The organism is Pseudoalteromonas sp. Ld20 (assembly GCF_045064175.1).
Taxonomy (GTDB): Bacteria; Pseudomonadota; Gammaproteobacteria; order Enterobacterales; family Alteromonadaceae; genus Pseudoalteromonas; species Pseudoalteromonas neustonica.
Map to the genome: position 1 here is coordinate 118023 of NZ_JBISHB010000030.1, position 13125 is coordinate 131147.

A 13125-nucleotide genomic window follows, 5' to 3' on the forward strand; every position below is an offset into this window, starting at 1 on the left:
GAGGCCTTATGATAGCAGCCATTATTCGTTGGTCTGTGACTAATCGCTTTTTTGTATTGTTACTAACTGCAATACTAATTGGTGGCGGTTTATTTGCCGTTAAAAATACCCCTATAGATGCCTTGCCGGACTTATCTGATGTGCAGGTGATAGTTAAAACGTCATATCCTGGGCAAGCGCCGCAAGTGGTGCAAGATCAAGTTACTTTTCCGCTTACCACCGCGATGCTCTCAGTGCCCGGGGCACAAACGGTCCGTGGTTTTTCATTTTTTGGTGACTCCTACGTGTATGTCATCTTTGATGAAAAAACGGATCTTTATTGGGCGCGTAGTCGAGTGCAAGAGTATTTAAGCCAAGTCGCTAGCCGTTTGCCCGACACTGCAACCGCGGAGCTTGGCCCAGATGCCACCGGTGTAGGTTGGATCTATTTATATGCGCTGGTGGATAAAACCAATCAGCACGATATTAGCCAATTACGTAGCTTACAAGATTGGTTTTTAAAGTTTGAATTACAAACTGTGCCAGGAGTGTCAGAAGTCGCCTCCGTTGGCGGCATGGTGAAACAATATCAAGTCAATGTAGAGCCAGATAAACTGCGTGCTTACGGTATTCCACTGAGCTTAATTCAAACGGCTATTAAGCAAGGTAACCAAGAAATGGGCGCTTCGGTCGTGGAAATGGCCGAAGCCGAATACATGGTAACCAGCACCGGTTATATAAAAAGTGTGGCTGATTTAGAGGCCATTCCGCTGGGGGTGAACGCCAACGGCACACCGCTGCAATTACGCGATGTAGCCGATATTCGCCTTGGCCCACAAATGCGCCGCGGCATTGCTGAACTAAACGGAGAAGGTGAAGTTGCAGGTGGTGTCGTGGTGATGCGCTATGGCGAAAACGCACAAAAAACCATAGAGCTGGTTAAAGAAAAGCTCGAATCACTCAAAAAAGGTCTACCTGAAGGCGTTGAAATAGTGCCTGTGTATGACCGCTCTAATTTAATTAAAAGCGCAGTGGATAACCTAACCAGCAAACTACTTGAAGAGTTAGTGGTGGTCGCACTGATCTGCATCGTGTTTTTGTTTCATGTGCGCTCATCCTTGGTGGCTATTATTACTTTACCGCTGGGAATTTTAACGGCATTTATCATCATGTATTGGCAAGGCATTAACGCTAATATTATGTCGCTCGGCGGTATTGCCATTGCCATTGGCGCGATGACCGATGGTGCGATTGTCATGATCGAAAACATGCATAAACACATGGAAAAAACACCGCTGACTGATGAAAATCGCTGGCAAGTTGTCACCGATGCCGCCAGCGAAGTCGGCCCCGCGCTATTTTTTAGTTTAATGATTATTACTGTGAGCTTTATGCCAGTATTTATTTTAGAGGCGCAAGAAGGGCGCATGTTTGCCCCGCTTGCGTACACTAAAACCTATGCCATGGCGGCATCTGCAGGTTTAGCAATTACCTTAGTGCCAGTATTAATGGGCTATTTTATACGTGGCAAAGTGATTTCAGAGCAGAAAAACCCTGTTAATCGTTTATTAGTTAACGGATATAAGCCATTACTGAATCTCGTTTTACGTTTTCCTAAAGTGACCTTGGTTTTGGCTGTAGTGGTCGCTATTGTTGGCTTTTATCCAGTGAACAAAATTGGCAGTGAGTTTATTCCGCCGCTGGATGAAGGCGATCTAATGTATATGCCAACTACTTACCCTGGTCTGTCGATTGGTAAAGCGCGAGAGATTTTACAGCAAACAGATAAGCTCATAGCCACAGTGCCCGAGGTGTTAACCGTGTTTGGTAAAGTTGGACGCGCAGAAACCGCTACCGATCCTGCGCCACTGACTATGATTGAAACTTTTATTCAGCTCAAGCCAAAGGATCAATGGCGCGAAGGCATGACCTTAGAAAAATTGAAAAAAGAGCTTGATGGTTTAGTGAAATTTCCAGGTCTTACCAACGCATGGGTGATGCCGATAAAAACCCGTATTGATATGCTAGCAACAGGCATAAAAACCCCTGTAGGTATTAAAGTGGCGGGGCCTAATTTGAGTGAAATTCAAAAAATTGGCCAACAGATTGAGATCTTGCTTAAAGATGTACCCGGCACTGCTTCCGTTTACTCTGAGCGTGTTGCTGGTGGGCGTTATATCAAGGTGGATATCAACCGTGAAAAAGCCGCTCGTTATAGCTTAAACATTGCCGATGTGCAGCAAGTGGTCGCGACCGCAATTGGTGGTATGAATGTCACCGAAACGGTTGAAGGGCAAGAGCGTTACCCAGTTAACCTACGCTACCCGCAAGATTACCGTGATTCACCCGAAGAGTTGATGCTATTGCCAATAGTTACCCCTACAGGGCAGCGTATTGCGCTTGCCGATGTGGCTGATGTATTTATTGAAGATGGCCCACCGGGTATTAAAAGTGAAAATGCCCGCTTAAATGGCTGGAGCTTTATTGATATTGATGGCATTGATATTGGCAGTTATGTCGATAATGCACGCCAAGTGCTTGACGAAAAGCTAGTGCTACTTGCAGGTTATTCAATAACGTGGGCAGGGCAATATGAATACATGGAGCGTGCCAAAGAAAAGCTCGCCTATGTATTACCACTAACCTTAGCGATTATAATTGTGTTGTTGTATCTCAATTTTAGAAGCTTTGTTGAAGTGGCAATTATAATGGCCACGTTACCGCTGGCGATGATAGGCGGGATCTGGCTCATGTACTTAGAGGGGTTTAACTTCTCGGTCGCCGTGGGGGTTGGTTTTATTGCCCTTGCCGGTGTCGCAGTGGAAATAGGCGTCATTATGCTGGTGTACTTAAACCAAGCCTACAATGAAAAGTGCGCCCAAGCACAACAAGCAGGTACTACGCTTAATTTTGTAGAGCTTAAACAAGCCATAGTAGAAGGTGCAGGCCTGCGAGTACGCCCAGTGATGATGACAGTCGCGACTATTATAATTGGTTTACTGCCCGTGCTTTATGGCACCGGCAGTGAAGTAATGAGCCGCATTGCAGCACCCATGGTCGGCGGCATGTTCAGCGCGATAGTTCTGACCTTATTAGTGTTACCCGCCGTGTATTTATTGTGGAGAAAGCGAGGCCTATAAACTTTACATTTTTTGTGTAACTTATACTAAAAAGAAAAGTATAAGTTGCACCATAATTACCTTTACTGTTGATCTTAATCACTTTTTTATGTGGCACGTTTTACGCATTCGTTAACTTAAATTAAATGAGTAAGGAATGCACATGCAAGTTAAAACAATACACGAAGTGTACGATTGGACTGTACTCTTTCACACGCAAATGGCTGCCAATTTTTTTAGTTTAAAAGATGATTTAGCAGAGCATAACCGTATGCTCGCAGACTATTTTGTAGAGTACGAAAAAAAGCTAGCTGAAGATTTAGTGGGTTTTAAGGCCATCACTGAAATCAATACACTAGACACGTATTGCTATGAGTACTTTGTTGAAAACCCTGAGCTGATTAATTTTACTGATTTAAACCGTAATACGCGTGTTGATGAGCAAGTGATGCAAGGTTATTTATCAGATCAACACCAAAAGGTAATTAACCTTTATGAGTACTTACTTAGTCGTGCAGAAACACCAGCTGGCAAAGAGAAGCTAGCACAATTGCTAGAGCTTGAGCAGCAAAGTTTAAAGCAGATGATACAAAGTTCTAATCGCCATATGGATATGTAACCATGTGACGAATTGTCGTTTAAATTTAGATAGCTAAGGCTATCCAAATTTAGCTACGTCTGTAAATCATACAAAGTCGATTAAAAAACCCACCTTTTTCAAGTACCTTTGCTCTTGTTGTAAATCGGCATGCAGCAGGGTTTGTTCATTGAGCCAACCTAGTGGAAACTGCAAAAGCATGCTGTTGCCTTTTACTGAAACCGCTAGGTCTTGATATTGATCGTTAAGGCGCTTTTGGTTCAATAAAATGGCCAATCTCAGTAATACAATTAATTGTAATATTTGAAAGTGCGGCACCGAAAGTAAAGTAGGAAATTCTTCTAAGCGAATTTTTTTACGGTAAAAGCGTATCATGCAGCTTAATAGCGTTTGTTGCTGTTGAGTAAACCCCGGTAGTTGGCTGTTTTCAACTACATATGCGCTGTGTTTATGTAAACCTGATGAGTTAATACCTAAACCTATCTCGTGTAATTGCGCTGCCCACAGGAGCAATTGATGATTATCTAATGAATCTAATTGCCACTCTTTTTGCACTTGCAAGAATAACCAATCAGCGGTATTAGCTACACGTTGTGCGTGTACTTTATCTATTGTATTTCTTTCGCTTAAATTAGTAATGGTATTGGTGCGTATATCTTTGAGTGCCAGCTTTTGTTGCATCTCATGAAGTAGGCCTTCGCGTAGCGAAAAGTCACTGTAGTTCATCTCAGTAATATTAAACAGCTCAAAGATTGCGATTAAAATGGCTAAACCACCACAGATACTCACTTGGCGCTCTGGGCTTAAACCTTCAATCAGTAGGTTATCAACAGTCTTTGCCGCAATGAACTGGGTTTTAAGTTCGAGCAACCGCTCTAAAGTGATATGTTTTTGCTCGGGATCATTTGTGCTGATCATCGCTAAAATTGACTTTATTGTGCCTGACGTGCCAACTACTGATTGCCAGCCAGCGCTAATATAAGTGGCAAAAATAACTTCAAGTTCTTGCTCTGCTTTTATTTGTGCTTTGCTAAAGCGTTTATCGTTAATAATACCATCGGCAAAAAATTGTTTTGTATAACTTACGCAGCCCATATTACGACTTGTTAGCAGCTTATGTTTAAAGTGTTTGCCAATAATGAGCTCTGTACTACCGCCACCAATATCAATCACTAAGCGGTTTTCATCGTGATGAATGTAATGGGCAACGCCTTGATAGATTAAACGTGCTTCTTCTTGCCCTGATATCACATCAATATGATAGGGAAAAACAGTACTTGCTTGAGTTAAAAACGAGTTAATGTTTTTAGCGCGTCTTAATGTGTAGGTTGCAGCAATTTTTACATTGCTGGCAGGGAAGTCTTGTAGCGTTGTTGCAAACTGCTTCAGTATCGCCAGTGCTCTATCAATCGCAGTTTGGCTTAATTGATTTTTGTCGTCTAAGCCATCAGCTAAATATACGCGTTGTTTTTCTTTATGCAAAATTTGTAGATTGCCATCCACTTCTCTTGCTACGACTAAATGAAAGCTGTTTGATCCTAAGTCAACCGCAGCAATTGAGGGATAATTATTCATTATTGTAATTGCCTTCCCATTTTTTTAAGTGATCATAAATAGCAATTTGTGAGCGTATTTTTTTACGATTGCCACGCCTCACATAATTATTTTTTTGCTCACTATCGATAATGCGCGCTTTGGTGCGATCTTTAAATTGTAGCTCAATAATATCTACAATAAGTCGTTTTAGTTGCTCATCGTAAATGGGAACGCCCACTTCAACACGATGGTCAAGGTTACGGGTCATCCAATCAGCAGATGAAATATAGACTTTTTCATCACCATTGTTACCAAAAATCATAACGCGTGGATGCTCTAAAAAGCGATCAACAATACTAATAATACGGATGTTATCGCTAAAATTATTGAGCCCAGGAACTAATGAGCACATACCGCGGACAATAATACGGATTTTAACGCCTTTTCGGGCTGCTAAATAAAGGCTATCAACCAGCGCTTTATCCACTAGGTTGTTTATTTTTACTGTGATTTTACCACTGTGGCCATTTTCAACATGCGTGATCTCTTGCTGAATTAAATTTAAAAGTACGTCACGGGCGTTAACGGGTGAAATCATTAAGTGTTCAAAGGTGAACGGCTTGTAGCTGCTTTCTATAAATTTAAATACGCTATCACTTTCATCACAGATGCCTGTATGTTTAGTGAATAGGCTAAAGTCGGTATATATTTTTGCTGTTTTTTCGTGAAAATTACCAGTGCCTATATGTGCATACTTTACTATTTGGCCTTTCTCACGACGATGAATGATACACAGCTTACTGTGAACTTTGAGTGCAGGGATCCCAAATATAACTTTAATGCCTGCACTACTGAGTATTTTTGCCCACTCGATGTTGTTTTGCTCATCAAAGCGGGCTTTTAGCTCCACCATTACAGTGACTTTTTTACCATTTTTAGCGGCATTGATCAGTGATGAAATAAGCCGAGATTTACTCGCAACACGATAAATATTTACCTTAATTTGCGTTACTTTTGGATCAAAAGCAGCTTGGCGAACATATTCAAGTAAATGGTTAAAAGTATGATATGGATAATAAAGTAAAATATCTTGTTGGCTAATTGCATCAAATACACTGGCATGATTATTAAAAGCTGTGCATTGCAGCGCGGGGAGTGATTTGTTCTCTAAGTATTGACGACCAATATTAGGAAAGCCGATAAAATCCCTAAAGTTACGATAACGTCCGCCTGGGATAAGTGCATCATGGTGGGTGACCCCTAAGCGTTTTTTCATTACTTTTAGCATAGGTTCAGGCATCGCTTGATCGTAAACTAAGCGCACAGGTTCAGCGTAAATACGCTGTTTTAAACCTTTAGACATTTTATCTAAAATGCCTTCTTCAAGCTCATCATCTAAGTTGTATTCTGCGTCTCGTGTGAGCTTTATTGAGTGACCATGGATTTGAGTAAAGCTAAAGAAACTGCTAAATACATCACTTAAAAAAAACAAAATAATGTCATCTAGCATCACGATAGTCTTGTGACGACGGGTTTTTTCAGAAGGTAAAATAACGAAACGTGGCACTCTATCAGTAGGCACTTCGAGCATCGCGTAGTGGCGTTTGTCGTTAAGCATCTCTACAAATAAGTAAGTCATAGTATCGTTTATATGATCAGAGTAATCTTTGTTTTCATCCAACATAATGGGCGATATGTGCTGCAAAACATTGTCATTAAAAAAATTTTTAAGCCAATCAATGTGAAAATCACTAAGTTTTTCAGGACGCTGAACATGAATGTTATGGCTGTTTAAATCATGAAGAATTTGCTGGTGAATAAGATTAAATTTTTGACCTAACTGCAGTACTTTTTGTTGTATTTGGGTGAGTAGGATCTCATCTTCATCAAAATTTGTATCAGGTAGTTTATTTAGTAAAATACGACGTTTTACATCTGCAACTCTTACCCTGAAAAACTCATCAAGGTTATTCGAAAAAATACCTAAAAAACGCATCCGTTCAATAATTGGATTGCTTTTGTCTTTGGCTTCTTGCAATACGCGTTCATTAAATGACAACCAACTTAATTCTGGAGCAAAATAACTAATTGTTTGAGGCAACTCAGTGCAGGCGTTCATGTTCTATTCCTTTGATAGCAGCAGAATAAAATATAGAACATAAAGATGACAGTATAATGACAAACATGTCATTTTTGTGACATGTTTGTCTGTGTTAATTACTGATTTTTAAAAATTATTTATACATCTTCAATATCAACAATTAAATCGGCGGTTATCGCTTCAAGCGCAGCTACAACTTCATCTTTGTTCATACCAGCAGGTAAAGAGACTGTTGCGACGGCACTAAAAATAGGCACTCCCCAGTTTGGGGCGCTTTGTTGTTTAGAGTTTAAGTGAGTGATGTTTGCGCCCTTGTGGCGAATAACACTAGCAAGCTCTTGCACAATACCAGGGCGATCATTACCAGTGATAACGAAATTAAGCTTGGCGGCACTGTTATCTGTTGTGTCATCATTCCCCGTTTCAATGCGTACTTCTAATTTAGGAAGTGCATGTAATGAATCTTGTAGTTCTTGTAAATGTTCTTCAGGTACTGTCACTTCTAAAATGCCGGCAAAATGCCCTGCTAAATGACTTAAATTACTGCTTAACCAGTTACCGTGGTGGTTTAAAACAGTGGATGATATGTCTTCGACAAGTCCGGGACGATCTTGCCCTAAAATAGTTATAACTAATTGCTTCATAAAGTAAATCCCTTAAAATGCCGTAATTAAGTGATAAATGCTCAGGCATGAGAATAGTTGAATGATTATTATATTTAAAAATGAACCGAATTGAGTATTGACTCGGACCTAGAGTTTGTCCAATTTTTTTGCGCTTTCATTAATTAAAAAACAGTAATATAGTATTAGCGTTATTACCTTTATTGGGTAAATTGCTGTTTCTCAATGATAATTTATTAAGTTGAATTTTTTTCATACAGATAGCTACCTTAAAACAAAATAACGCTATTATGACGTTTGTAACATTACTGTCATCTTGGTGAAATACACTATTCGCAACGTTAAGATTTAAAGGTGTTTTGATGACTTCCAATCCGAATAAACCGTCTTTTAATACGGATAGAAGCCGTCTATTTAAAGATCGGTTTGCCCAATTTAGTATTACAGCCGGTGGAATAATGGTGTTAATAGCGTTGCTATTGATCTTTTTCTATCTACTTTATGTAGTACAGCCTATTTTTGAATCTGCAAAAGTAGAAACGCGTAACAGCTTTACTTTAAGTAATGCTGAGCAAATTGTTGGCTTAGGTGTTGAAGAGCAAACCGAAGTTGCTTTTTTGCTTGGTAAGCAGGGCAATGTCGATTTTCATAGTGTAGAAAAAGCGACCTTTGGTAAAAAGTTGGCAAGCTTGCCCGTTACACTTGACGGTGGAGTAAGCAGTTTTGCAAAAAGCGCCCCTTTTCAAGGGCTTTATGCTTATGGACTAAAAAACGGTGCGGTGATGATCGTGGCACCAAAGTTTTTAGTTACTTTTCCAAATAATACTCGCAAGCTAACACCTCGCTTGGATTATCCTCTTGGTGAAACACCTTTAGTTGTCGATGATGAAGGCGCTGCATTAACGCAGTTTGCATTTAGCCATTACGAAGAAAAAACGGCAGTAGTTGCGCAAACAGCCGATAAGCGTGTTGTATTTAGTAGTTTTGTGGCTGAAGAAAACATGTTCAGCGGTGAAGTTGAGTGGGTCGTTGAGCGCACCGAACTCGATGTCGATGGTCGTGTTGATCAACTGCTTATGTCGCCTGACACTACGCGTACATTTGTACGTTCAGCTAATCAAATTTATGTTTATGATACGCGTGACCCCAGTGAAGTCGAACTGATTCAAATGCTGGCAGCCAATGAAGAAAATGCCAATCTTGTTTCAGCTCAGTTGCTCGCAGGTGCTAACTCGTTGATGCTAGCAAATGATAATGGTGAAGTATCCCAGTGGTTTGAAATTAATACAGATGAAGGTCGTGAATATCAAAAAATTCGTGCCTTTGAAACATCAAAACAAAGCAAGCTGGATATTTTTACTGAATTTTATCGTCGTACATTTTTTACTACCAGTTCAAATGGTGAGTTAGGTGTGTATTACACCACCAGTGAAGCAAAGTTATGGCAAGGTAAAGTAAGTGAAGGGCCGATTGAAAACTTTGCAATAGCGCCACGTTCAAATGCGGCACTTATTTTGGCAGATAACAAGCTAACCGTTGTTGAAATTCATAATGAGCATCCTGAAGTTACCTGGTCTGCATTATGGCAAGAAGTGTGGTACGAAGGTTACCCTGAGCCAGGTTATATTTGGCAATCAACATCTGCCAGTGATGACTTTGAATCTAAATTCTCGTTAGTACCAATTTCATTCGGAACATTAAAAGCAGCCATGTATGCAATGCTATTTGCTGTGCCGATTGCTTTATCAGCCGCAATCTACACAGCCTACTTTATGTCAGGTTCATTGCGTAAAGTGGTAAAGCCAACGGTAGAAATAATGGAAGCATTACCTACCGTAATCCTAGGTTTCTTAGCTGGTTTATGGCTTGCGCCATTAATTGAAGAGCACCTTCCTGCGATAGTTGGATTATTGATCATGTTACCACTGGGGATTTTGGCCACTGCATTTGGTTGGACGAAATTACCGACCAGTATACGTCATCGCATACCAGAAGGGTCGCATTCAATTTTACTTATCCCAGTTGTGTTATGTATTGGTTGGTTGGCATTTGCCATGAGTGGTGTGATTGAGCAGTGGATGTTTGATGGTAATGTACGCCAATATCTAACCAATGAATTAGGTATGACATTTGACCAACGTAACTCGCTTGTTGTGGGTATTGCAATGGGTTTTGCGGTTATTCCAACTATTTTCTCGATTGCTGAAGATGCGGTATTTAGTGTGCCAAAACACTTATCTAATGGTTCCTTGGCATTAGGTGCAACACAATGGCAAACATTGGTCAGCGTGGTATTGCTAACAGCAAGCCCAGGTATTTTCTCTGCAGTAATGATGGGGTTAGGGCGTGCGGTAGGTGAGACAATGATTGTACTTATGGCGACGGGTAATACACCAATAATGGATTGGAGCATTTTCCAAGGTATGCGTACGCTTGCGGCTAATATTGCAGTAGAAATGCCAGAATCTGAAGTGGGCAGTTCACACTATCGAATTCTTTTCTTAGCAGCCTTTGTATTGTTCATATTCACTTTTATTTTCAACACAATTGCTGAGTTTGTTCGTCAGCAGTTGCGTGATAAATACAGCTCGATGTAAGCGGAGAGACACGACATGGTAAAGCAGTGGTTTAAGTCTGGTTCTCCTTGGATATGGATGACAGGTGGTGCAGTTAGTATCAGCTTGATTTCCGTCTTAGGGTTATTAGCAATGATTGCCTGGAAAGGGTTAAGCTTTTTCTGGCCTTCACAAGTAGTGCAACTTGAGTTGCAAGGTTCAGTGGTAAAGCAAACCGTTATTGGTGAGATTTATGACCGAGAAATGGTACCAAAATCACGCCTAGAGGCAATGGGTGTAGATTTATCTGATTACGATAAAGAAGAGCTTGAGCGCTTATTAATTAAAACCGGTAACCGTGAATATGTTGATTTGGACTTTCGTTGGGTTTTAGAAACAGATATTAACTCTCATACCGCACCTGCAACATTGGCGGTGTTTGAACGAAGTAAAAACGGTAACTTTTACGGTTATGTTGACCAAGTGATTAAAGATGGGCAAGTCATCACTGACAACAAAGTAGAGGTGCTAGATGAGCTCGTTGAACGCGCGGTAGACTTAAATGATCAAGCGCTTGATTTACAAAATGGCGATATTGGGCATATTAACTTTGAGTTAGAGCGCTTACGTTTAAAAGAAAAATCTTATTTACTTGATGATGCATTAACGGATGAACGCGTTGCAGAGCTTGCGCAACAGCGTGCACAATTAAGGTCAGAATATGGCGTGCTTGAAAAACAATTGTTTGCACTTCGTAAAGAGGCCAAGCGTGACCAAGTAACGGTAAAAGATATGCGCGGCGAAATAGTCACATTGCCTTTATATCAAGTTTTGGATTTTTGGTTTCCAAATGACATGGGATTCTTTGCTAAGCTTGGCCATTACTTTGTGCAGCTTGGTAAGTTTGTTTCAGATGACCCGCGTGAAGCAAATACCGAAGGCGGTGTATTCCCGGCTATATTTGGTACTGTGTTTATGGTCATGCTAATGGCTGTAATTGTGACTCCTTTTGGCGTTATTGCTGCAATATATTTACATGAGTATGCAGCTAAAAATGCAGTGACAAAGATGATCCGTATCGCGGTAATTAATTTGGCTGGTGTTCCTTCGATTGTTTATGGGGTATTTGGCTTAGGTTTCTTTGTTTATGTGCTCGGGGGGAGTCTGGATCAATTATTTTATCCTGAAGCATCACCAAGCCCTGTATTTGGTACGCCAGGGGTTATGTGGTCAGCACTAACGCTTGCTATCTTAACCTTACCTGTTGTTATTGTATCAACTGAAGAAGGTTTATCTCGTATTCCTAGTACGGTACGTCATGGTTCACTTGCACTTGGTGCAACAAAAGCAGAAACTCTATGGCGTATAATAGTGCCAATGGCAAGTCCGGCAATTATGACAGGCCTAATACTGGCTGTTGCACGTGCTGCTGGTGAAGTTGCACCACTAATGTTAGTAGGTGTTGTAAAAATGGCACCGACTTTACCGCTTGATGGTAACTTTCCGTACTTTCACTTAGATAGAAAGTTCATGCATTTAGGTTTTCACATATATGATGTTGGCTTCCAAAGCCCTAATGTTGAAGCAGCACGACCGTTAGTCTATGCCACTGCATTTTTATTGGTATCAGTGATTATCGCACTGAATATCACTGCAATCGGTATACGTAACCACTTACGTGAAAAATTTAGATCGCTTGATCAATAATTAGTAAAGATTTTAAGGTAATAAACATGATTACAGTCGCTCCACAGGTAACCCAGTCAAACACGAGTTTGAAGTTGGACTTAGAAAATTTAAGCACTGAGCAAACGGCGCTTCAGATCAAAAACTTAGATCTTTACTATGGTGAAAAACAAGCGCTTAGTTCAGTAAGTATGAATATACCAAAAGGCCAAGTAACGGCTTTCATCGGGCCATCGGGCTGTGGTAAGTCAACGCTATTACGCTGTATTAATCGTATGAATGATTTAGTAGATAGTTGCCGTATTGAAGGTGAAATTTTACTGCATGGGCAAAACATCTACGATAAAAAAGTAGATGTTGCGGCGCTTCGTCGAAATGTAGGAATGGTATTCCAACGTCCAAATCCATTTCCAAAATCTATCTACGAAAACGTAGTTTATGGCCTACGCTTACAAGGTATTAAAGAAAAGCGTAAGTTAGATGAAGTAGTTGAACAGTCACTGCGAGGGGCTGCGCTGTGGGATGAAGTAAAAGACAGACTCCACGACAGTGCATTTGGTTTATCAGGTGGTCAGCAACAACGTTTAGTTATTGCTCGTTCAATTGCGATTGAACCAGAAGTATTATTGCTGGATGAGCCAACATCAGCACTTGATCCAATTTCTACATTGGTTATTGAAGAGTTAATCAATGATTTAAAAAATCAGTTTACCGTTGTTATTGTAACGCACAACATGCAACAAGCGGCGCGCGTTTCTGATCAAACCGCATTTATGTACATGGGTGAGTTAATCGAGTACTCAGATACAAATACGTTATTTACTACGCCGAACAAAAAGAAAACAGAAGACTACATTACCGGCCGATATGGTTAGTATAGTGGGCGTACTGTTTAGGTGATGTTAGCGATTCTGATAAGAAGGTAGAC

The 13125-nt window shown here is 40.5% G+C and carries 8 protein-coding genes; 5 read left to right on the forward strand and 3 right to left on the reverse strand.

Going from position 1 to position 13125, the window contains the following annotated elements:
* Window positions 1-8 precede the first annotated feature (8 nt).
* Both ACJJVX_RS06245 and ACJJVX_RS06250 read left to right on the forward strand, forming a co-directional pair.
* Window positions 9-3119 carry an efflux RND transporter permease subunit gene (locus ACJJVX_RS06245; RefSeq protein ID WP_405630656.1) on the forward strand — a complete coding sequence of 1037 codons (3111 nt, stop codon included), beginning with the start codon at window positions 9-11 and terminating at the stop codon, window positions 3117-3119.
* A gap of 142 nt (window positions 3120-3261) precedes the next feature.
* Window positions 3262-3717: a hypothetical protein gene (locus tag ACJJVX_RS06250; RefSeq protein ID WP_054204489.1), complete on the forward strand. Its 456-nt coding sequence runs from the start codon at window positions 3262-3264 to the stop codon at window positions 3715-3717.
* Window positions 3718-3783: 66 nt separating this feature from the next.
* Here the strand turns inward: ACJJVX_RS06250 and ACJJVX_RS06255 are convergent, their stop codons facing one another.
* The 3 genes from ACJJVX_RS06255 to ACJJVX_RS06265 all read right to left on the reverse strand — a co-directional run bounded on the left by ACJJVX_RS06255 (window position 3784) and on the right by ACJJVX_RS06265 (window position 7977).
* Window positions 3784-5271 carry an exopolyphosphatase gene (locus tag ACJJVX_RS06255; protein WP_054204488.1) on the reverse strand — a complete coding sequence of 496 codons (1488 nt, stop codon included), beginning with the start codon at window positions 5269-5271 and terminating at the stop codon, window positions 3784-3786.
* Window positions 5264-7351: a polyphosphate kinase 1 gene (gene ppk1, locus ACJJVX_RS06260; RefSeq protein WP_054204487.1), complete on the reverse strand. Its 2088-nt coding sequence runs from the start codon at window positions 7349-7351 to the stop codon at window positions 5264-5266. Before ppk1 ends, ACJJVX_RS06255 begins: the two co-directional genes overlap by 8 nt.
* Before the next feature lie 119 nt (window positions 7352-7470).
* On the reverse strand, window positions 7471-7977 hold the full coding sequence (locus ACJJVX_RS06265; RefSeq protein WP_054204486.1) for a glycine cleavage system protein R: 507 nt from the start codon (window positions 7975-7977) through the stop codon (window positions 7471-7473).
* A gap of 341 nt (window positions 7978-8318) precedes the next feature.
* On the opposite strand from ACJJVX_RS06265, the gene ACJJVX_RS06270 reads away from it, so the two are divergent.
* Genes ACJJVX_RS06270 through pstB form a run of 3 tightly spaced genes read left to right on the forward strand, consistent with a single transcriptional unit; the run spans window position 8319 to window position 13072 of the window.
* Window positions 8319-10553: an ABC transporter permease subunit gene (locus ACJJVX_RS06270; protein ID WP_054452826.1), complete on the forward strand. Its 2235-nt coding sequence runs from the start codon at window positions 8319-8321 to the stop codon at window positions 10551-10553.
* Window positions 10554-10568: 15 nt separating this feature from the next.
* A complete protein-coding gene (pstA, locus tag ACJJVX_RS06275) occupies window positions 10569-12218 on the forward strand; it encodes a phosphate ABC transporter permease PstA (protein WP_054452824.1) in 1650 nt (549 codons plus the stop codon).
* 26 nt (window positions 12219-12244) lie between these two features.
* Window positions 12245-13072 carry a phosphate ABC transporter ATP-binding protein PstB gene (gene pstB, locus ACJJVX_RS06280; protein WP_054204483.1) on the forward strand — a complete coding sequence of 276 codons (828 nt, stop codon included), beginning with the start codon at window positions 12245-12247 and terminating at the stop codon, window positions 13070-13072.
* Window positions 13073-13125 lie beyond the last annotated feature (53 nt).